Source organism: Cupriavidus oxalaticus (assembly GCF_016894385.1).
GTDB lineage: Bacteria > Pseudomonadota > Gammaproteobacteria > Burkholderiales > Burkholderiaceae > Cupriavidus > Cupriavidus oxalaticus.
In genome coordinates this window covers 1,148,249-1,168,696 of the sequence record NZ_CP069811.1, presented here as the reverse complement: position 1 = coordinate 1,168,696, position 20,448 = coordinate 1,148,249, and the positions used below count along the sequence as shown (strand labels likewise).

17 protein-coding genes are annotated in these 20,448 nt (G+C 67.8%); 7 read left to right on the top strand and 10 right to left on the bottom strand.

Translation table 11 applies throughout. The features are described 5' to 3' along the window. Positions 1-17 precede the first annotated feature (17 nt). From JTE92_RS05200 to JTE92_RS05155, 10 genes are all read right to left on the bottom strand, one after another. On the bottom strand, positions 18-1,142 hold the full coding sequence (locus JTE92_RS05200; RefSeq protein WP_063240293.1) for a KpsE/RkpR family capsule polysaccharide export protein: 1,125 nt from the start codon (positions 1,140-1,142) through the stop codon (positions 18-20). After that, a complete protein-coding gene (locus JTE92_RS05195) occupies positions 1,139-1,801 on the bottom strand; it encodes an ABC transporter ATP-binding protein (protein ID WP_063240416.1) in 663 nt (220 codons plus the stop codon). Before JTE92_RS05195 ends, JTE92_RS05200 begins: the two co-directional genes overlap by 4 nt. A gap of 14 nt (positions 1,802-1,815) precedes the next feature. Continuing rightward, a complete protein-coding gene (locus JTE92_RS05190; protein WP_063240294.1) occupies positions 1,816-2,610 on the bottom strand; it encodes an ABC transporter permease in 795 nt (264 codons plus the stop codon). Then, entirely contained in the window at positions 2,607-3,500 is an 894-nt protein-coding gene (locus JTE92_RS05185; RefSeq protein ID WP_063240295.1) for a KpsF/GutQ family sugar-phosphate isomerase, read from the bottom strand. Before JTE92_RS05185 ends, JTE92_RS05190 begins: the two co-directional genes overlap by 4 nt. Positions 3,501-4,015: 515 nt before the next feature. Next, positions 4,016-5,089: an MBL fold metallo-hydrolase gene (locus JTE92_RS05180; RefSeq protein WP_063240296.1), complete on the bottom strand. Its 1,074-nt coding sequence runs from the start codon at positions 5,087-5,089 to the stop codon at positions 4,016-4,018. A gap of 135 nt (positions 5,090-5,224) precedes the next feature. Next, positions 5,225-6,628, bottom strand: coding sequence for an FAD-binding oxidoreductase (locus JTE92_RS05175; protein ID WP_116386988.1), 1,404 nt, complete (start codon positions 6,626-6,628; stop codon positions 5,225-5,227). A 60-nt stretch (positions 6,629-6,688) separates the two neighbouring features. Beyond that, a complete protein-coding gene (gene hpaI, locus JTE92_RS05170) occupies positions 6,689-7,504 on the bottom strand; it encodes a 4-hydroxy-2-oxoheptanedioate aldolase (protein ID WP_063240298.1) in 816 nt (271 codons plus the stop codon). A 38-nt stretch (positions 7,505-7,542) separates the two neighbouring features. Then, entirely contained in the window at positions 7,543-9,018 is a 1,476-nt protein-coding gene (locus JTE92_RS05165; RefSeq protein WP_063240299.1) for an NAD-dependent succinate-semialdehyde dehydrogenase, read from the bottom strand. Between the two features lie 37 nt (positions 9,019-9,055). Next, positions 9,056-10,579, bottom strand: coding sequence for a UxaA family hydrolase (locus JTE92_RS05160; protein ID WP_063240300.1), 1,524 nt, complete (start codon positions 10,577-10,579; stop codon positions 9,056-9,058). Positions 10,580-10,620: 41 nt separating this feature from the next. Further along, entirely contained in the window at positions 10,621-11,637 is a 1,017-nt protein-coding gene (locus JTE92_RS05155; RefSeq protein WP_063240301.1) for a tripartite tricarboxylate transporter substrate binding protein, read from the bottom strand. A gap of 142 nt (positions 11,638-11,779) precedes the next feature. On the opposite strand from JTE92_RS05155, the gene JTE92_RS05150 reads away from it, so the two are divergent. The 7 genes from JTE92_RS05150 to JTE92_RS05120 all read left to right on the top strand — a co-directional run bounded on the left by JTE92_RS05150 (position 11,780) and on the right by JTE92_RS05120 (position 20,379). Then, positions 11,780-12,715, top strand: a complete 936-nt coding sequence (locus JTE92_RS05150; protein ID WP_063240302.1) for a LysR substrate-binding domain-containing protein — start codon at positions 11,780-11,782, stop codon at positions 12,713-12,715. 306 nt (positions 12,716-13,021) lie between these two features. Further along, complete coding sequence (locus JTE92_RS05145) at positions 13,022-14,452, top strand: cytochrome ubiquinol oxidase subunit I (RefSeq protein WP_063240303.1); 1,431 nt, start codon at positions 13,022-13,024, stop codon at positions 14,450-14,452. A gap of 4 nt (positions 14,453-14,456) precedes the next feature. Next, a complete protein-coding gene (gene cydB / locus JTE92_RS05140) occupies positions 14,457-15,464 on the top strand; it encodes a cytochrome d ubiquinol oxidase subunit II (RefSeq protein WP_063240304.1) in 1,008 nt (335 codons plus the stop codon). Next, positions 15,464-15,592 carry a DUF2474 domain-containing protein gene (locus JTE92_RS05135; RefSeq protein ID WP_084254696.1) on the top strand — a complete coding sequence of 43 codons (129 nt, stop codon included), beginning with the start codon at positions 15,464-15,466 and terminating at the stop codon, positions 15,590-15,592. Before cydB ends, JTE92_RS05135 begins: the two co-directional genes overlap by 1 nt. A 238-nt stretch (positions 15,593-15,830) precedes the next feature. After that, complete coding sequence (locus tag JTE92_RS05130) at positions 15,831-17,885, top strand: LamG-like jellyroll fold domain-containing protein (RefSeq protein ID WP_063240305.1); 2,055 nt, start codon at positions 15,831-15,833, stop codon at positions 17,883-17,885. 67 nt (positions 17,886-17,952) lie between these two features. Then, positions 17,953-18,141, top strand: coding sequence for a hypothetical protein (locus JTE92_RS05125; protein WP_063240306.1), 189 nt, complete (start codon positions 17,953-17,955; stop codon positions 18,139-18,141). Positions 18,142-18,225: 84 nt separating this feature from the next. Further along, on the top strand, positions 18,226-20,379 hold the full coding sequence (locus tag JTE92_RS05120; RefSeq protein WP_063240307.1) for a phosphocholine-specific phospholipase C: 2,154 nt from the start codon (positions 18,226-18,228) through the stop codon (positions 20,377-20,379). The last annotated feature ends 69 nt before the right edge of the window (positions 20,380-20,448 follow it).

Here is a 20,448-nt window from a genome sequence, read left to right as displayed (position 1 = left end):
GCGTCTTGCAAGCATCACTAGTCCCGGTGGTCGCGAATGATGGCGCGCAACAGTTCGACCACCCCCGCAGCCATCAGCGCCGCCAGCACGAAAACCACGATGTTGTAGAGGCGGCGGGGTAGCAGTGGGTATTCGGGCCGGGTCGGGCTCTGGACCACCGCCACGTTCTTGAGCTTGCGCGTCGATTCGATCCGTGCCTTTTCCAGGGCACCCAGCGCGGTCTTGTAGAGATCCTGCGCAAACTCGGCGGCGGCCTGCAGCCGTTCATGCTCCTCGAGCACCTTGTTCAGCCCCCGCCCACGGGTCGACACCATACGCCCGCGCTGCTCGGCAATCTGCCGCTGCACGGCGCCGATCCGCGCATCTATCTGCTGGATCGCGGACGATTCCGGCGTGAAGACATCCCTGAGCGCATTGCGCTTGACCTGCAGATCCGCCAGCGTCGCCTCCGCATTGGCCACCACGTTCGACAGGCTCTCTACCTCCCCGCGCGGCGACACCAGCCCGTTGGCATCCTGATAGGCGACCAGTCCCTGGCGCGCGCCAATCAGCCGCTCGCCCTGGTCGTGCACCTGTCTTTCGATGAACACCACCTGCTCGGCCGCGATCCGGTGCGTCATCTCGTTCATGAAGCGCTCGCCCTCGCTGACCAGCGCGCCGGCGATGGCGTGTGCCATCCCGGCGCTGTAGGCCTGGGCGCTGACCACCAGCACGTGCGAGAAATCGTCATACTCGACGCTGACGCGACTGAGGTAGTAGGCATGGAACCGCTCCAGCGGGGCATCCTCGAACCAGAGGCGCGACAGCGGGTCGCGGCGGCTATCGGCATAGTGCTTGCGCAGACCCAGCCTGGCTTCCAGCTTGCCGAGCATGTCGGTGGAAAGCAGGTATTCACGCAACAGCAGCAAGTCCTGTGACGCCGTACTACCGATCAGCAAAGAGGAAAAATCCGAGGCATTGCCGCCGATGCCGTCGCTGCGCTCGATCACCACGCGCGCCTCGGACACGTACAGGTCCGAGGCGATTGCTCCCCAATACAGAACCGCCAGCAGGCAGGCTCCGAGCGCAGCACGCCAGACAGGACTGAGACGGAAGAACTTGCCGGGCATCGCCAGGGCCGCGGACCTGAACGTCGTGGTCATGCCGCAATGCTTTCCCTGTAGCGCCGTAAGGCTTCATCGACGGAGTCGAACCAATGCGCGCGGCCACGGTGCAGCCATACCGCGGCGTCGCAGAAATTGCGCAGGGTCGATTCGCTGTGCGACACCATGACCAGCCCTGCACGCCCGGCAAGGTCCTCGAACGCCTTCTGTGATTTGCGCCGGAAGGCCGTGTCGCCGACCGCGGTCAGCTCGTCGACAAGATACATGTCGAAATCGAACGCGAGCGAGAGCGCGAACGCCAGCCGGGAACGCATGCCCGACGAATAGGTCTTCACGGGGGCATCGAACGCGCCGTCCAGACCGGAGTATTCGCGCACGAACGCCTGCTTGGCGGCAATGCTGGCGCCGGCACCATGGATCCTGCACACGAACTTGGTGTTCTGGCGGCCGCTGAGCGACCCCTGGAAGCCGCCGGCCAGACCCAGCGGCCAGGACACCCGGCAATGGCGCGCAATGTCCCCGTGATCAGGCTGGTCGATACCGCCGATCAGGCGCAGCAGCGTGGACTTGCCGGCACCATTGGCGCCGATCAGCGCCACCCTGCTCTTCGCCGGGATGCTGAACGACACGCCCTCCAGTACCCATCCGGCGCTGGCCGCCGAGCGATAGCGTTTATATACGTCCCGGACTTCGATCATCGCAATCAAGGCGGTCATTGCGCGCGCAGCCTCGAAGCAAAGCGCGCATGCAGCGCCAGTCCGAGACAGGTGCCGGCCAGTGCCCAGAATGCCAGGTACCCCAGGCAGACGTGCGAATCGCCGTGATACCCCGCGAAGTAGCCGCTGCGCATGGCTTCAAGCCCATGCGGGATCGGGTTCAGCAGCACAGCCTGGCGCAAGCCGTGCGGCAGTGTCGACGCCGGATACATGACGGCCGACAGGAAATAGAGCGGTGTGAAGGCCAGCCGTACCAGCCTGGCGCCCTCCGGCAGCAGCGTGCCAACGGCCGAAAGTACCAGGCCAAGACCCAGGCCGAAGGCCCATAACGTGCATGCCGAACGGAACACCCGGAGGGGGTCGGCCGGACGCACTGCGATCCCGCACAACCCCAGTGCGGCCAGCAGCGCCGCGCCGACCATCAGGTAGAGAAACGCCTCGAGCGCTGCACGTACCAGCACGGTATCGACCGGGCGCACCTGCCGATAGGCAAACAGCGCCTGGTTGGCGTTGACGGCCTCCATGCAGCGCATGGCCACGTTGCGCACCAGGAAGAAGCCCCACACGCCGAGCAGGATAAAGATCTCGATGTTCGCACCTGCCATCACCCGGTGGCGGATCATGCCGAACATCACCATCAGGAAGACGATGTGCGCGGCGGGCTCCAGCAGTATCCACAGCCAGGCGGCACGGCTGGCGGCCAGGCGGGCACCGGCCTCGCGCAGGAACAGCGCGCGCCAGACCGACAGCGCCACCGAAACTTCGGGCCGAACCACTGCGAACCGGCTCATTGCTGCAAGTCGTCCTGGCGATCGAATACGTCGAGGATGCCGGCCACTTGCCCTTGCGCATCCAGCACCACCAGCGCTCGGATGCCGCGCGCGTGCATCACCTGCTCGGCTTCGGCCAGGCGCGCATCGGCACGGATCGTCACGGGATGCGGGCTCATGAAATCCGCCACCGGCCGCTCCAGTGCCTGCCTGTCGCGCTCGATCGCGCGCCGCAGGTCGCCGTCGGTGAACAGACCGCGCAAGCGGCCATCCTCCAGGACCACGGTCAGCCCGAGCCGGCCGGTCGTCATGGCGTCAATAGCCTCGCACAGCGGCGTCGCCGGCGCCACCGCCGGCACGCGCCGGTGCATGGCGTCGCGCACGCGCGCCAGCAGCTTTCGGCCGAGGCTGCCGCCGGGATGGAAGCGGGCGAAATCCAGCGGCTGGAAGCCGCGCAGGGTGATCAGGCTCACTGCCAGCGCGTCGCCCAGCGCCATGGTCAGCAGTGTGGACGTGGTCGGCGCCAGGTTGTTGGGGCAGGCCTCGCGCTCCATGGGCAGGTGCAAGAACACCGTGCTGTGGCGCGCCAGCGTCGACGACCTCGCGCTGCCAATGCCGATGATGCGGTTGCCGAACTCCTGCAGCGAAGGCAACAGCCGCAGGATTTCTTCGGTTTCGCCACTGTTGGAGATCAGGACCAGGATGTCCTGGGGCCTGACCACGCCGAGGTCGCCATGCAGGGCCTCGGCGGGGTGGAGGAAATAGCTGGGCGTACCGGTGGAACTGAAGGTCGCGGCCATCTTGCGGCCAACCAGGCCCGACTTGCCCATGCCGCAGACAATGACGTTGCCGCGGCATTCGAGCAGCAACGCAACGGCCGCATCCAGCTCCGGACCGACCGCCTGGGCCATGGCCGCGACTGCACCGGCCTGTTGGCAGAGTACCGACCGGGCGATGGCTGAGGGGTGTTCTCCGCCGATTTTGAGCGCACCCGCAATTTCGTCCCGAAAACCTGTTTCCATCATGCCCTTACTATTCGACCCGCCGCGATGCCACGGCTGGGCGCATTTTTGCGAGCGCAAATAATAAGGTTGGACGGTGGGGAGTGACTACTGGCCGCGATGGCCCCCAGTGGTAGCGTCTAAACGGGGGCACATGCGCGCTTTCTTTCGCTTTTCACAAGCCTGTGACGCACTTCCGGGGTTAATCCAAGGTTTTCCCTGGATTTATCGATTTATTTGATTCGAAAATATTGCAATCGAACAGCAATGATGAAAATAGAAACCGCACCGTGTCCGGGCATTTACATGCTGCCGCAACAAAATTCGGAATATTCCCAAGGGCGATGAGAAGCTTCACAGCAACTATCCGCAACTTCCCCGTACCGCCGATAGCGTCCATTGCACGGGGTGTGAGCAAATGCGCCCTACTTCAGTCGATACCGGTAGCAGTTGTCGCTGCCAAGCTCACGCACGACCTCGTTGCGTTCAAGCAGGTAATTCAGGTGTGCAAGGCTTTCCCCGGTGGCCATGCCAAGCAAGCCGCCGCTGCCGGTGATCGGACGCGAGAACAGCTCGCCGAACACATCGACCGCCCGCTTCGGCTCGGTCAGCGCCACACGCAGCCGCTCCAACGCCTGCAACTGGCTGGCGCGCAGGTAGTCCAGCCGGGCATGCAGGCCGCGGAATGGCTCGTTATGCGCGGGCAACACCAGCACATCATCCGGCACGGCCGCCTTGACCTTGTCCAGGGAAGCCAGCCAGTCCTGCATCGGATCCGCATCAGGCTCGGTTGGGAACACCGAAACGTTGGAGGAAATGCGCGGCAGCACCTGGTCGCCCGACACCAGCACTTTCAGCTCGGGGCAGTACAGGCAGGCGTGCTCGGGCGAGTGGCCGGTGCCGACGACGACCTGCCAGTCATGCGCGCCGATGCAAACGATGTCACCGTCGGTCAGCCTGCGGAAGCTCTCCGGCAAGGCATGCACATATTTGCCGAATCCGCCAAAGCGCGCGCGATAGACCTCGATGGCCTCGTCGTCCCAGCCGGCGCGCCGGTAGAACTCGATCGCGTCGGCCGGGGCCGCCCTGCCGGTGTCGGCGGCAAGAACCCGGCACATCAGGTATTCCAGCCGCGTCATCCACAGCTGGCAGCCAAACTTGCTGGTCAGCCAGCCGGCCATGCCGACGTGATCTGGGTGCATGTGGGTGACAAACAGCCGCGTCAGGCCGCCGGCCAGCGCCCCGTCCGCGCCAAACAGCGTGCGCCAGGCTTGCGCCGTTTCGGGGGTCTGCAGCCCGGAATCGACCGCGGCCCAGCCGCCTTCGTCGCGGATCGCCCACAGGTTGATATGGTTCAGCCCGAGCGGCATCGGCATCCGCAGCCACATGACGCCGGGCGCGACTTCGATGGCGCGTCCTGGTTCGGGCGGTTCGCCACAGGGATACTGGAGTTCGGGCTTCTCGATGGCGGGGACGCTGGGGCTGGCGTGGGCGCTCATGGTGGTTGGGGCGATGTGGTGCGGGCCGGCCTCTCGCAGCGGGCCGACCCTTGTCAATAGGACACACCTTAGCCGAGATGGACGATTCTTGCCACGCCCACCTTCCGTCGCTGCAAAGGCTTGCGTTGCGGCGCCTTATGTGCGAGGCGCCGGCAGCACCTTCCCCGGATTCAGCAGATTCATCGGATCCAGCGCCCGCTTGACCTGCCACATCAGCTCCAGCTCCACCTGCGACTTGTACCGCACCAGGTCGTCCCGCTTGGCCACGCCGATGCCATGCTCGGCCGACACCGAGCCGTTGCCCGCATAAGCCAGGCCATCGACCAGGGTCGACACCGGCTCATACCACTGCGCCAGGAAATCCTTCGCTGCCTGGTCTTTGGGCCGCAGCGGGTTGAAGTGGACATTGCCGTCGCCCATATGCCCGTAGATCACCATGCGCGTGTCCGGCACCAGCTCCAGCACCCTGGCCGAAGCCTCTTCGACAAACGCCGCGATGCGCGACAGCGGTACCGAGACATCGCACTTGATGCTGCCACCGGTGCGCGTCTGCGCGTCGGAGATCTCTTCGCGGATGCGCCAGAAGGTCTGCACGTCGGACAGGCTGGAGGCGACGGCGGCGTCGAGCACCAGCCCCTGGCCAAAGCCGGACTCCAGGATTTCCATCAGCGTGGCGTTGAGGCTTTCGGCGTCGGTGCCGGAAGTCAGTTCGACCAGCACCATCCAGTCATGGCGTTCCTGCAGCGGCGCGGCGACGTTGCCGAGGTATTCCAGCACCAGTTCCAGTGCGGGCCGCGAGATCAGCTCGAAGGCGCTGACGGCCTGGCCGGAGAGGCGCTTGGCTTCGCCGAGCAGCGCCACCGCGGCGGCCGGGTCCTTGACCGCGACCAGGGCCACGGCCGTGCTGCGCGGCTGCGGCATCAGCTTGAGCACGGCGCCGGTGATGATGCCGAGCGTGCCTTCGGCGCCGATGAACAGTTGCTTGAGGTCGTAGCCGGTGTTGTCCTTGCGCAGGCCGCGCAGCGACGAGAAGATGCGCCCGTCGGGCAGCACCGCTTCGATGCCGAGCACGAGATCGCGCATGTTGCCGTAGCGCAGCACCGCGGTGCCGCCGGCATTGGTCGACAGGTTGCCGCCGATCTGGCAAGAGCCTTCGGAACCGATGCGCAGCGGGAACAGGCGCCCTTCCGCTTCGGCCGCGCCGCGTGTGGCGCTCAGCGTGACGCCGGCCTGCACGGTCATGGTGTCGTTGATGGTGTCGACCTCCAGCACGCGGTTCATGCGGGTCAGGTTGACGACCACCGCGGTGCCGCTGTCGTCGGGCACGGCGCCGCCCATCAGCGAGGTGTTGCCGCCCTGCGGCACCACCGGCACGCGGTTGGCATGGCACCACTGCAGCACCTGGCTGACCTGTTCGGTCGAGGACGGCAGCACCACCACCTGCGCCTGGCCGCGGTAGATGCCGCGGTAGTCGGTGACGTAGGCCTGGGTATCGGCTTCGCCGGTGCGGCACGCGTTGGCGCCGACGATGGCTTCCATCGCGCGCAGCGTGGATTCGTGGGTCTGGGGGACGGCTTGCATGGTTTGTCCTGGAGCGGGTCAGTACGCGGCGGAAGGCTTGTCGGCGGCAACGGCGGCAGCGTCGCCCGGCTGCTCGCGGAACGATGCCGCCAGCTTGCGTGCGGCGTTGGCATAGACCAGCACGTCGACGCCGGTGGCGACGAAGGTGCAGCCGAGGTCGAGGTAGCGGCGCGCCAGTGCGGGATCGGAGGTCAGCGTGCCGGCGGCCTTGCCGCTGGCGATGATGGTGCGCATCGCGCCTTCGATCGCGGCCTGCACTTCGGGATGGCCGGGTCGGCCGCGATGGCCCATCGATGCGGCGAGGTCTGCGGGGCCGATGAAAACGCCGTCGACGCCGTCCACCGCGCAGATGGCTTCCAGGTTCTGCAGCGCGGTGACGGTCTCGGCCTGCACCAGCAGGCAGACCTCGTCATCGGCCACGTCGAGGTAATCGGTGCGGGAACTCCAGCGCGAGGCCCGTGCCACCGCGCTGCCTACGCCGCGGATGCCCTGCGGCGGGTAGCGCGTGGCGCCGACCAGCGCGCGCGCCTGCTCGGCGGTGTCGACCATCGGCACCAGCAAAGTCTTGGCGCCGATATCGAGCAATTGCTTGATCAGGGCCACGTCGCCGGACACGGCGCGAACCACCGGCTGCGATGGGTAGGCGTTCACTGCCTGCAGCGCCTGCAGCGTGGTTTGCAGGTCGTTGGGCGCGTGCTCGCCGTCGATCAGCAGCCAGTCGAAGCCGGCGGTGGCCGAGACCTCCGCCAGGTATGGCGTGGCCATCGACAGCCACAGGCCGATCTGCGGCTGGCGCGCGGCCAGCGCGGTCTTAAAGGGGTTGTCTGCGGGCATGGGATTGTTCCTGTTCGATCTGGCGTTTGCCCGGCGCTTCAGCCGAGCTGGCCCTGGCAAAGGTACTTGGTGTGCATGTAGTCGTCCAGCCCGTGGCGCGAGCCTTCGCGGCCGTAGCCGGATTCCTTGACGCCGCCGAACGGCGCCGCCTCGGCGGCGATCGCGCCTTCGTTGATGCCGACCATGCCGGTTTCCAGCGCCTGCGCCACGCGCCAGATGCGGCGCACATCGTTGGAATAGAAATACGCTGCCAGCCCGAACGGTGTGTCGTTGGCGTCGCGAATGACTTCAGCTTCGTCGCGGAAACGGAAGATCGGTGCGACCGGGCCGAAGGTCTCTTCGCACGACAGTTCCATTGCCGGCGTGGCATCGACCAGCACGGTCGGCGCGTAGTAGTGCGGGCCGTCTTCCGTGCGCACGCGCTTGCCGCCGGTGACCACGCGCGCGCCGCGGGCTACGGCATCGTCGACATGGCGGGCGATCTTGTCGACGGCGCGCGCATTGATCATCGGGCCGATCTGCGCGGCGTCTTCCGTTGCGGGGCCGACATGGAGCGCGCCGACGCGCTGCGCCAGCCGCTCGACAAAGTCGTCGTGGACCGCCTCATGCACGTAGACGCGGTTCGGGCAGACGCAGGTCTGGCCGCCGTTGCGGAACTTGGACGCCATCAGGCCGTCGACCGCGGCGTCAAGGTCTGCGTCCTCGAACACGATGAACGGTGCGTTGCCGCCCAGCTCCAGCGACAGCTTTTTCAGCGTGGCCGCGGACTCGCGCGCCAGGTGCTTGCCCACCGGCGTGGAGCCGGTGAAGGTGACCTTGCGCACGCGGGTGTCGGCCAGCCAGGCATCGACCACGGCGGGCGTATGCTCGCGCGAGGCGCTGACCATGTTGAGCACGCCCGCCGGAATACCGGCCTGCTGTGCCAGCCATGCCAGCGCCAGCGCCGTCAGCGGCGTGTCTTCGGCGGGCTTGGCCACCACGGTGCAGCCGGCGGCCAGCGCGGGAGCGATCTTGCGGGCGATCATCGCCAGCGGGAAATTCCACGGCGTGATCGCGGCGACCACGCCTGCCGGTTCCTTGATGACCAGTAGCTTGCGGCCCGGCACCGCTTCCGCGACGATGTCGCCGCAGATGCGGGTCGCTTCCTCGGCGAACCATTCGACGTAGGAGGCGCCGTACTGCACCTCGCCGCGCGCTTCCTTGAGCGGCTTGCCTTGTTCGGTGGAGATGATGCGCGCCAGGTCTTCCTGGTGCTGCAGGATCAGCGCGTGCCAGCGCTTGATCAGCTGCGCACGCTCGCGCGCGGTGCGCCGGCTCCATGCCGGGAATGCCGCGGCGGCGGCGTCCACCGCCAGGCGCGCATCGCCGGCGTCGCTGTCGGGCACGCAGGCAAAGGCCTCGCCGGTGGCGGGATCGGACACGGACAGGCGAGCGCCGAGGCCGGCATCGCGCCATTGGTCGTCGATCAGGTTCTGGGTGCGCAGCAGCGCGGGCTCGGCAAGGTTCAGGGCCATCGGAAATCGATTCAAGAAATGGTGGGACAGCCGGCGATCAGCTGACGATGCCGAGGTGCCAGGGTACGAACTCGTTGTCGCCCAAACCCAGCATCTCGCTCTTGGTCGGCTCGCCGGAGGCGGCGCGCAGGATATGCCGGAAGATGCGCTCGCCCATCTCTGGCACGGTCAGTTCGCCGTCGAGCACGAGCCCGCAGTTGATGTCCATGTCCTCTTCCAGCCGCTGGTACATGGCGGAGTTGGAGGCGAGCTTGATCGTCGGGGCGGGCTTGGAGCCGAACATCGAACCGCGCCCGGTGGTGAAGCAGATCAGGTTGGCGCCGCTGGCAATCTGGCCGGTCACGGCGACCGGGTCATAGCCGGGCGAGTCCATGAAGACAAAGCCGGCCTGGTCGATCGGCTCGGCATACTCGTACACCGCCTGCAGCGGCGTGGTGCCGCCCTTCATCGCCGAGCCCAGCGACTTCTCGAAGATATTGGCCAGCCCGCCCTGCTGGTTGCCGTGGCCGACCACGCCGTTGAACTGCGCGTTGTGGCCGGCGGTGTAGCGCTCCCACCAGGCCAGCCGGTCGAGCAGCTTCTGCCCCACTTCCGGCGTGACGGCGCGGCGCGTCAGCATGAATTCGACGCCGTGGATCTCCGGCGTCTCCGACAGGATGGCGGTGCCGCCGTGGCGCACCAGCAGGTCCATGGCCGCGCCCAGCGCCGGGTTGGCACTGATGCCCGAGAAGCCGTCCGAGCCGCCGCACTCCAGGCCGATCTTGAGATGGCTGGCCGGCACCGGCTGGCGCACTGCGGCATTGGCCGCGGGCAGCATCGCCTCGATCGCGCGGATGCCCGCCGCGATGGTGGCGCGCGTGCCGCCGGTGTCCTGCATCACCAGCGTGTGCACCGCGGGTCCGGGCTCCAGGCCCTGCGACTCGACCAGCGATGCGACCTGGTTGCGCTCGCAGCCCAGCCCGACGATCAGCACGCCAGCCAGGTTGGGATGGCGCGCATAGCCCGCCAGCGTGCGCCGCAGCACATCGAAATGCTCGCTCGGCGACGACATGCCGCAGCCGCTGGTCTGCGCAAACGCGACCACGCCATCGACATTGGGATAGGCCGCCAGCCGTTCCGGCGTGAAATGCGCGGCAATCTGCCGGATCACCGTCGACGAGCAATTGACCGAAGACAGGATGCCGATGAAATTGCGCGTGCCCACGCGGCCATCGGCGCGCACGAAGCCGTTGAACGTGGCGCGCTGCGCCTCGGGCACATAGTCGACCGGCCGCACGTCCTGGCAGAACGCGGGGTCGCGATAGAAATCGACCAGCGTCAGGTTGTGCGAATGCACGTGCTCGCCGGGCACGATATCGCGCGCGGCCACGCCGATCACGGTATCGAACTTGCGCACCGGCGTGCCGGCGGCAATGGCGCACGCCGCGATCTTGTGGCCGGCCGGCACCTGCGCGCGCACGCGCACCGGGGGTTCGGCAAGCTGCTGGCCCAGCGACAGTTCATGCCGGGCGACCAGCACGTTGTCGTTGGCGTGCAGGCGGATAACGGGATTGGACTTCACTTGGAATTCGCTTTGGTGGACGGCTGGTGGTGCAACTGCGCTCAGCTTTGCTGCAGCAGTTCCTTGAGCTTCAGGCGCTTGATCAGCTCGGTTTCCTGCGCATAGACGCTGGCCACGTACTTCTTGTAGTCGGGGCCGTCCAGGTACATCAGCGGCGCATCCAGCCGCGCCGCGACCTGCTTGAATTCATTGCTCGCCACCGCGGCGCGGAAGGCATCGCGCAGCGTCTTCTCGACCGCAGGCGGCAGGCCCTTGGGCGCACCGATGCCGTTGGGCGCTTCCACCACCACGTTGTAGCCGAGCTCCTTCAGCGTGGGCGTGTCCTTGAAGCGCGATGCGCGCTGCTCGCCCCAGGTCGCCAGCAGGCGCAGCTTGCCGGCTTCCACATGCGGTGCCCACGAGCTGGAATCCGCCAGCAGCTCCACCTGGCCCGCCAGCACGTCCTGCAGCGCGGCGGCACCGCCCTTGTAGGCGATCGCGTTGAATTGCACGCCCGCGGCCAGCGCAAACTGCTCCATGCCGACATGGGTCGCGCCGCCGATGCCGGCATGCGCATAGGTGATCTTGCCGGGGTTCGCCTTGGCTGCCGCGACCACGTCCTGCAGCGTCTTGTAGGGCGAGCCGGTCGGCACGGCGATGCCGAAGGTCTGGCCCGAGGTGCGCGCCAGGTAGGTCAGCTCGGTGCGCGGATCCAGCTGCAGCATGCCGAGCTGGGCAAAGCGCGTGACCGAGATCGGGATCTGGCCGATGGTGTAGCCGTCCGGCGTGGCGCGCGCCAGCGCCTTGGTGCCGATCATGCCGGAAGCGCCCGCGCGGTTTTCCACCACGATCGACTGCTTGAGGATGCCGCCGGCCACCTGGCACAGCGCGCGCATCGACTGGTCCGCCGTGCCGCCGACCGGCCACGGGCAGATAAAGGTGATCGGACGTTCTGGATACGCGGAGGCCAGCGCGCGCGAGCCCGGCAGCAGCACGCCGGCCGCACCGGCAGCCACGCCGGCGGCGGCGCCGATGAGCAGGTTGCGGCGCTTCAGGTCGATGGGGAGTCCTTGGGTCATTTGCGGGTGTCTCCGTGTTTTGATTATGGGCGACCGGTGCAGGCCCGGCGTCGTCATGCCAGCATTCTGTCGCCGCCAAACATAACAATCCAATCAAAAACTGGCATTGCTTCATAACGTTTTCGTTAGGTAGACTGCCGGCATGGTCAAGATCGATCGCGCGCTGCGCTCCAACATCAAGCTGCGCCACCTGCAATTGCTGGTGGCGCTGGACGAATTCCGCCACCTCGGGCGCACCGCGGAATTCCTGTCGGTGAGCCAGCCCGCGGTGTCGCGGGTGCTGACCGAAGTCGAGAAGATGCTGGGGCTTACGCTGTTTACGCGCTCGACGCGCGGCACCGAGCCGACCCCCGCCGGCGAATCGCTGGTGCGTTTCGCGCGCTCGGTGCTGGCGCAATACGAGCAGACCCGCGGCGAGATCGCAGCGGTGCAGAGCGGCGCGTCGGGGCGGGTGCAGGTGGGCTCGATGGGCGCCGCCCTGCCGGTTCTGCTGGCGCGCGCGGTGGGGCTGCTCAAGGAGCGCCATGCGCATGCCACCGTGCTGGTGGAGGAAGGCGACCTGACACACCTGCTGCCCAAGCTGCGCCTGCGCGAACTGGACCTGATCGTCGGCCGGCTGGAGCCCGGCTACGCTGCGCCTGATCTCGTGACAGAGGCTTTGTATGACGAGCCGATGGTGGTGGTAGTCAAACGCGGCCACAAGCTCGCGCGCAAGACCCGCCCTGGCTGGGCCGACCTGGCGGCAATGCCGTGCGTGCTGCCGCCGCCGTGGGCGTCGCTGCGGGTGAAGATCGAGCAGGCGTTCTACCGTTACGGGCTGCATCCACCGCAGGACGTGATCGAGACGTCGTCTTACCTGGCGATGGCGACCTTTGTCGCCCAGCGCAGCGCGGCAGGGTTCATGGCGCAATCGGTGGCGCGTGCGATGCAGGCAGAAGGCAGGCTGCAGGTGCTGTCGATGGAGGTGCCGGTGGAACTGCCGCCGGTGGGCATCATTACGCTGCGCGAGCGCGCGCCTTCGCTCAGCGCGGAGCAGATGCTTGCCTGCCTGCGCCAGGCCGCCGCGGAAGGCGCCTAGCCGCGCACCTTCTGCACCGCGCAAAACTGATACGGTATTTTTTCGTGGAGGTGATGCTGTTATTCCTCGCGGCCGATCGGTAGGATGACCTCCGGCAGTCGGCCAAGACTGTGCCCGCGCCACCCGCTGCGGCGAAATGTCACCCGCCCGGCCTGCTGCCCATCGCGCTGCACGCGTCGTACACTACGCCTACCGCACGCGCCTACGGCCCGCGCCCCCGGCGCGCCCCGCCGGCTGGCCGGCCTGCCCCCGCAGTGCCGCGCCGTCCCGCAGGCGTGCGCCAGGCCAGCGCCACGGAGAACAACTATGTTTGGTTTGACCGCGCTCGACCTCGCCCGCATCCAGTTTGCCTTTACCATTTCCTTCCACATCGTCTTTCCCGCGATCACCATCGGCCTGGCCGCCTACCTGGCGGTGCTGGAAGGCTGCTGGCTGCGCACCAAGCGCCCGCATTACCGCGACCTCTACCACTTCTGGTCCAAGATCTTTGCCGTCAACTTCGGCATGGGGGTCGTCTCCGGGCTGGTGATGGCCTACCAGTTCGGCACCAACTGGAGCTTCTTCTCCGAGTTCGCCGGCAGCATCACCGGGCCGTTGCTGACCTATGAAGTGCTGACCGCCTTCTTCCTGGAGGCCGGCTTCCTGGGCGTGATGCTGTTCGGCTGGAACCGCGTCGGGCCCGGGCTGCATTTCTTCTCCACCGTGATGGTGGCACTGGGCACGCTGATTTCCGCCACCTGGATCCTCGCGTCGAACAGCTGGATGCAGACACCGGCCGGCTTCGAGATCATCGACGGCCGCGTGGTCCCCACCGACTGGTTCGCGGTGATCTTCAACCCGTCCTTCCCCTACCGCCTGCTGCATATGAGCGTGGCGGCGTTCCTGGCCACCGCGCTGTTCGTCGGCGCCTCCGCCGCGTGGCACCTGCTGCGCGGCCGCGACAACCAGGCCATCCGCAAGATGCTGTCGATGGCGATGTGGATGCTGCTGATCGTCGCGCCGATCCAGGCCGTGATCGGCGATTTGCACGGCCTGAACACGCTCAAGCACCAGCCCGCCAAGATCGCCGCGCTGGAGGGTCACTGGGAGAACCACGGCAATGAGGGGCTGCCGCTGCTGCTGTTCGGCTGGCCCGACATGGAGCGCGAGGAAACCCGCTTCGCGGTGGAAGTGCCGCGCCTGGGCAGCCTGATCCTGACGCACAGCTGGGACGGCCAGATCCAGGGACTGAAGGAATTCCCCCGGGAGGACCGGCCCAATTCGACCATCCTGTTCTGGTCCTTCCGCGTGATGGTGGGACTGGGGCTGCTGATGATCGCGCTGGGCGCCTGGAGCCTGCTGCTGCGCCGCGGCGAACGGCTGTACCGCGCCCGCGCCTTCCTGCATATGGCGCTGTGGATGGGCCCGGCCGGCGTGATCGCGATCCTGGCCGGCTGGTACACCACCGAAGTCGGCCGCCAGCCGTGGGTGGTCTACGGGCTGCAGCGCACCGCCGACGCAGTCTCGCCGCATGGCGTGCCCGAGCTGGCGCTGACGCTGGGGATCTTCGTGATCGCGTACTTCTTTGTGTTCGGCGTCGGCATCGCCTACATGATGCGGCTGGTGCGCAAGGGGCCGGTGCAGGAAGCGCCAAGGCCGGAAGGCGGCCCGGGACGCGGCCATACGCCGGCTCGCCCGCTCTCCGCCGTGGACGACGAAGTCCTTGCCCCCAACCCCGCCGCGCGCACCCGGAGCTGACACCATGGGCATCGATCTCTCCCTTCTCTGGATCGTCATCATCTTCTTTGGCGTGATGATGTACGTGGTGATGGACGGCTTTGACCTGGGCATCGGCATGCTCTTCCCGTTCATCCCCGACCGCCATGACCGCGACGTGATGATGAACACGGTGGCGCCGGTCTGGGACGGCAATGAAACCTGGCTGGTGCTGGGCGGCGCCGGGCTGCTGGCGGCGTTCCCGCTGGCGTACTCGGTCGTGCTGAGCGCGCTCTACCTGCCGCTGATGCTGATGCTGCTGGGACTGATCTTCCGCGGCGTGGCGTTCGAATTCCGCTTCAAGGCCAACGACCGCGAACGCCCGGTGTGGGACGCATCCTTTATCCTGGGCTCTGCCACTGCCAGTTTCTTCCAGGGCGTGGCGCTGGGCGCCTATATCGACGGCATCAAGATGGAAGGCCACCGCTTTGCCGGCGGCCCGCTGGACTGGCTGGCGCCGTTCCCGCTGTTCTGCGGCCTCGGGCTGGTAGTGGCGTACACCGTGCTGGGCAGCACCTGGCTGATCATGAAGACCGAAGGCGGCCTGCAGCAGCGCATGATCAGGCTGACCCGGGCGCTGGCGTGGCTGCTGCTGGCGGTGATCGCGGTGATCAGCCTGTGGACGCCGCTGACGCACGCGGAGATCGCCGAGCGCTGGTTCAGCCTGCCGAACCTGTTCTGGTTCGCGCCGGTGCCGATCCTGGTGGCGCTGTGCATGCTGATGCTGATGCGCGCGCTGCGGGGCGAGCCGGACATGGCGCCGTTCCTGTACGCGCTGGGGCTGGTGTTCCTGGGCTACAGCGGGCTGGCGATCAGCGTCTGGCCCAATATCATCCCCCCCGGGATCTCGATCTGGGATGCCGCCGGGCCGCCGCAGAGCCAGGGCTTTGCGCTGGTCGGGGCACTGTTCATCATCCCCTTCATCCTGATGTACACGGTGTGGGCCTACTACGTGTTCCGCGGCAAGGTCCGCCACGGCGAGGGCTATCACTGATGGGCGCGCCGTTGTGGCTGCGCCGGCTGGGCTGGCTGGTGCTGATCTGGCTGGCGAGCGTGGCGGCGCTGGGGGTGGCCGCCTGGGTGCTGCGCATCATCATGCAGGGCGTCGGCTTTCGTAGCTGAAGGTCCTTCTTCTCCCCGGTCCCCGATGCCGCGCGAAGTTCCTGTGCCCCCGCGCGGCATTGTCACGCCTGCCTTGTCTGCAATGCCCGAAAGAATCTGAATAACCGCATCAGCATTCTTTCCCCCTCTGTCACCACGGTGACAACCCCTGTTCTTACTCTGCGAGCGCATTGCGGGAAGCGCAATCCGCCACGCGGCACCGGCCGCCGGCGCAGAACAGCAGACAGGGGAATGACAGATGGCAGCAAACCATGCAGCGCGTGGCGCACACGGCAACGGGCGCGCGCTGGCCCGCGCGGCGCTGAGCGCGCTGACGGCGGCAATGGCCGCGACACTTTCGGCTTGCGGCGGCGATGACACCACGGCCCCCGGGCCCGCACCCGCCGACACCGTGACCGCCGCGCCGGCGCCCGCCGGCCAGGGCGGCCCGCGCGTGCTGCTGGTGGGCATCGACGGCGCCACCTATGCGCAGGTCCAGGGCGCGATCCTGCGCCGCGAGCTGCCCAACCTGGCGCAGCTGAACGTGGTGCCCGCCGCCACCGGCGGCGTGCCGGGCACCGTCACCGCGCAACCGGCGCTGGACGCGCCCAGCTGGGCCACGGTGCTGACCGGCACCTGGGCCAACCGCCACGGCATCGACGACGACACCGGCAGCACGCCGCTGCAGGCGCCCACCGTCTTCCGCCATCTGCGCGACGCCGGCAAGCCCGGCCTGCAGCAAGGCGCCGTGACCAGCTCGGCGGTGTTGCCGGCCCTGCTCAGGGCCGCACAGGGAACCGGCGCGCTCGATACGCTGGTCGACTGTGCCGGCGTGGACAGCTGCGTCACGCAGAACGCGCTGCGCCAGCTGCAATCCGGGTATGGCGTGGTGTTCGCCCAGTACAGTGCCCCGGCTGCCGCGGCGGAGGCCGGCGGGTTCGGCGGCGGCGCCTATGCGCGCGGCCTCGCCGACACCGACAAGGCGCTGGGTGAGCTGCTGGCCGCCGTCGCCGCGCGCCGACAGGCGCAGCCGGGCGAAGACTGGCTGGTGCTGGTCACCACCAGCCACGGGCTCGATGCCACCGGCGCCACCACCACGGCACCGACCGTGGAGAACCGCACCGCATTCCTCGCCACCAACAAGACGCTGAATGCCGCACTGGCCCGGCCTGGTGCAGCCGCGCCCGTCACCGCGGCGGAACTGTCGGCACTGCCGACCGAGGCCGATCTCGTGCCGACCATGCTCGCGCACGCCGGCGTGGCCGCCGACCCCGCCGCCAGCCGGCTCGACGGCGCACCGCTGCAGGCGGCCGCTGCCGGCGTGCGGGCGATCGGCGCCAGCGTCGGCCGCTACAGCGACACCATCACGCTGAGCTGGCAGAACCCCACGGAATCCTTCGGCACCACGCGCGTGCTGCGCGACGGCGTGGTGGTGGCTTCGCTGGCGCCGTACGCGCGCGAATTTACCGACAGCGCCTTCGACATGCCCACCGGCCTGTACCGCTTCAACTACACGCTGGTACGCAACGACGTGCCGGTGTCGTACCTGGCGCAGATCCACTACGTCAGGCCCGTCACGCTGGCGCCCACGCTGCGCGATGGCCTGGCCACGTACTTCAGCATGGACAGCAAGCCGTTTGCCGACAGCAAGGGCGGCGCCACGCTCGGCCCGTGGGTGGCCGGCACCGACGGCGGCTCGCTGGCCGATGACAACTTCACCGGCAAGTCGCTGCGGGTTGATTCCAATGTCGACGCCTACAAGCTGGTGCACAACGGCGCCGACATCGCGCTGAGTCCGCAATTCACCATCGGCTTCTGGTTCCGCACCGACTGCACCCAGGGCAACGGCACCGGTGCACCGGTACTGGCCAACAAGAACTACTTCTCGGGCAACAACGCGGGCATCGCCATCGGCCTGTTCGGCAGCTGCGAACTCCGCTTCAACCTCGGCAGCGGCAACAAGCGCGACGATATCAACGGCATGAAGGTATCGGCCAACCAGTGGGCCTACCTGGCGTTGTCGGTCGATGCCGCCGCCAGGCGCTTCAGCGCCTACGTCATCGATCCGGTGCTGGGCCTGCAGAAGACCGAGAACAAGGCCATCGCCAACACCGATGTCACCCAGCTGGCCGGGCTCGGCACCGGCTGGGGCGTCAACGACGACGCCACGCACAACTACGTGGGCAACAACCCCGGCGCGCTCAAGGGCGTGATGGGCTTCAACGACCTGGCGATGTGGACGCGGGTGCTGACGCTCGACGAACTGAAGACCATCACCGGCGCACGCCAGCCGCTGTCCACGCTGAACCCCTGATCCGCCGACCCGCCGCCGATAACTCTTCGGGGCGCCACGCGTCCCGTCCCTGCAGGAGCACGACACCATGACTCTCCGATCTTCCACGCTGGCCGCCCTGCTGCTGTGCCTGGCGCTTGCCGCCTGCGGCGGCGACTCCGGCGACAGCCCGGCCACCGGCACGCCGGGCGGCACCCCAGGCGGCACCCCGGACGGTGGCGGCAACGAACCCGGCCAGCCGCCCGCGGTCACGCCGCAACTGCGCTGCGCGCCCTGAGCCGACGCAGGCAGCTGCCCGCCTCGCCTCCCGCTCCACCTCACTCTTCGCCGCCTATCCTGAACCCATCCGGCCCAGAACCCAATGAATTCGCATAGCAGACGCAACTTCCTCAAGCTCGCCGGCGGCAGCGCCGCCGCGACCGCCGCGCTGGCCGCGTTCCCGCCGGCCATCCGCCGCGCGCTGGCGATCCCCGCCAACAACGCCACCGGCACCATCCGCGACGTCGAGCACGTGGTCATCCTGATGCAGGAGAACCGCTCGTTCGACAACTACTTCGGCACGCTGCGCGGCGTGCGCGGCTTCGGCGACCGCTTCACGATCCCGCTGGCAGGCGGCCTCAACGTCTGGCAGCAGACCTATGCCAACGGCGGCACCACGCGCACCGTGCTGCCCTACCACCTCGACAGCAGTGCCGGCAATGCGCAGCGTGTCAGCGGCACGCCGCACTCCTATCCCGATGCGCAGGCCGCCTGGGACCTGGGCCGCATGAACAAGTGGCCCACCTACAAGCAGACCCAGTCGATGGGCTACTACACCGAAGCCGAGCTGGACTTCCAGATGGCGCTGGCCAATGCCTTTACGCTGTGCGATGCCTACCACTGCGGCTTCCACGGCGGCACCAACCCGAACCGGCTGTTCCACTGGACCGGCACCAACGATCCGGCCGGCACGCATGGCGGGCCGGTGATCGACAACAGCGGCGACTCCTTCACCGGCTCGAACACGCCCTACACCTGGACCACCTACCCTGAGCGGCTGAACGCGGCCGGCGTCAGCTGGAAGGTCTACCAGAACATGCCGGACAACTTCACCGACAACCCGCTCGCGGGTTTCAGGCAATATCGCGACGCCAACGCCGCGCGCGGCAACCTGCCCAACGGCAGCCCCTACCCGCCGTACACCACCGCCGACGACGCCATCAGCCCGCTGCTCAAGGGCGTGGCCAACACGATGCCGGACGGCGGCTTCCTGCAGGCATTGCGCGACGACGTTGCCGCCGGCACGCTGCCGCAAGTGTCGTGGATCGTGGCCCCGGCCACCTATTCCGAGCACCCCGGGCCGTCCAGCCCGGTGCAGGGCGCGTGGTACACGCAAGAGGTGCTCAACGCGCTCACCGCCAATCCGGCGATCTGGAGCAAGACCGTACTGCTGATCAATTTCGACGAGAACGACGGCTACTTCGACCACGTGCCGCCGCCGTGCGCCCCCGCCTACGACGGCGACACGCTGGCCGGCGCGACCACGCTGCCCACCGGCGAACTCGCGACTGAATACCACGTCGACAAGCGCCCGTACGGCCCCGGTCCGCGCGTGCCGATGTATGTGGTGTCGCCCTGGAGCCGCGGTGGCTGGGTCAACTCGCAGGTGTTCGACCACACTTCGGTGCTGCGCTTCCTGGAGGCCCGCTTCGGCGTCGCGGAGGACAATATCAGCCGCTTCCGCCGCGCGGTGGCAGGGGACCTGACCTCGGCCTTCAACTTCGTCAGCCCCAACGCCAACCCGCTGCCCTCGCTGCCCAGCCGCGACAAGGCCAGCGCCGATGCCATCCGCACGGCGCAGGGCGTGCTGCCGCAGGTGCCGCTGCCCCCGGCAGGCACCCAGCCGATGCCGCCGCAGGAACGCGGCACGCGTCCGTCGCGCGCATTGCCGTACGAGCTGCATGTCAGCGCCCGCGAAGACGCGCGCGAACGCGTGGTGCGGCTGCTGTTCGCCAACACCGGCAAGGCCGCCGCGGTATTCCATGTCTACGACCGCCTGCACCTGGACCGCGTGCCGCGCCGCTATATGGTCGAGCCGGGCAAGGAGCTGCACGGCAGCTGGGATGTCTTCGCCAGCGACGCCGGCAAGTACGACCTGTGGGTGCTGGGTCCGAACGGCTTCCATCGCGCCTTCAGCGGCGACGTTGCCGCCGCCGGCGCCGCGGGCGCCAGCGCGCCCGAGATCCGCGTCTGCTATGACATCGCCAACGCAGCGGTCTACCTGGACCTGATCAACACCGGCAGCGCCGCCTGTACCTTCACTGTCCGGCCCAATGCGTACCGCAATGACGGCCCGTGGCGCTTCGAGGTGCCGGCCGGCAAGCAGTTGCAGCAGCACTGGCCCGTGGGACTGCAGGGCAACTGGTACGACTTTACCGTGACTGCGCCGCAAGGCGGCTTCACGCGGCGCTTTGCCGGGCGTATCGAGACCGGCAAGGACAGCGTGTCGGATCCGGCCATGGGCGTGACCGGCTGACGCGAGGCCTGGGCGGTCAGCAGCGCGCTTTCCACGCGGGCCGCCCTCCTTGACAAGACAACCCTCCAG

Coding starts and splice junctions, on each gene's coding strand:
- JTE92_RS05195 (WP_063240416.1), bottom strand. CDS start 1,801: ATGATCGAAGTCCGGGACGTATATAAACGCTATCGCTCGGCGGCCAGC.
- JTE92_RS05175 (WP_116386988.1), bottom strand. CDS start 6,628: ATGGAAGCCATCGTCGGCGCCAACGCGTGCCGCACCGGCGAAGCCGAT.
- JTE92_RS05190 (WP_063240294.1), bottom strand. CDS start 2,610: ATGAGCCGGTTCGCAGTGGTTCGGCCCGAAGTTTCGGTGGCGCTGTCG.
- JTE92_RS05150 (WP_063240302.1), top strand. CDS start 11,780: ATGGTCAAGATCGATCGCGCGCTGCGCTCCAACATCAAGCTGCGCCAC.
- JTE92_RS05120 (WP_063240307.1), top strand. CDS start 18,226: ATGAATTCGCATAGCAGACGCAACTTCCTCAAGCTCGCCGGCGGCAGC.
- JTE92_RS05200 (WP_063240293.1), bottom strand. CDS start 1,142: ATGACCACGACGTTCAGGTCCGCGGCCCTGGCGATGCCCGGCAAGTTC.
- hpaI (WP_063240298.1), bottom strand. CDS start 7,504: ATGCCCGCAGACAACCCCTTTAAGACCGCGCTGGCCGCGCGCCAGCCG.
- JTE92_RS05130 (WP_063240305.1), top strand. CDS start 15,831: ATGGCAGCAAACCATGCAGCGCGTGGCGCACACGGCAACGGGCGCGCG.
- JTE92_RS05180 (WP_063240296.1), bottom strand. CDS start 5,089: ATGAGCGCCCACGCCAGCCCCAGCGTCCCCGCCATCGAGAAGCCCGAA.
- JTE92_RS05145 (WP_063240303.1), top strand. CDS start 13,022: ATGTTTGGTTTGACCGCGCTCGACCTCGCCCGCATCCAGTTTGCCTTT.
- JTE92_RS05155 (WP_063240301.1), bottom strand. CDS start 11,637: ATGACCCAAGGACTCCCCATCGACCTGAAGCGCCGCAACCTGCTCATC.
- JTE92_RS05135 (WP_084254696.1), top strand. CDS start 15,464: ATGGGCGCGCCGTTGTGGCTGCGCCGGCTGGGCTGGCTGGTGCTGATC.
- JTE92_RS05185 (WP_063240295.1), bottom strand. CDS start 3,500: ATGGCCCAGGCGGTCGGTCCGGAGCTGGATGCGGCCGTTGCGTTGCTG.
- JTE92_RS05165 (WP_063240299.1), bottom strand. CDS start 9,018: ATGGCCCTGAACCTTGCCGAGCCCGCGCTGCTGCGCACCCAGAACCTG.
- JTE92_RS05125 (WP_063240306.1), top strand. CDS start 17,953: ATGACTCTCCGATCTTCCACGCTGGCCGCCCTGCTGCTGTGCCTGGCG.
- cydB (WP_063240304.1), top strand. CDS start 14,457: ATGGGCATCGATCTCTCCCTTCTCTGGATCGTCATCATCTTCTTTGGC.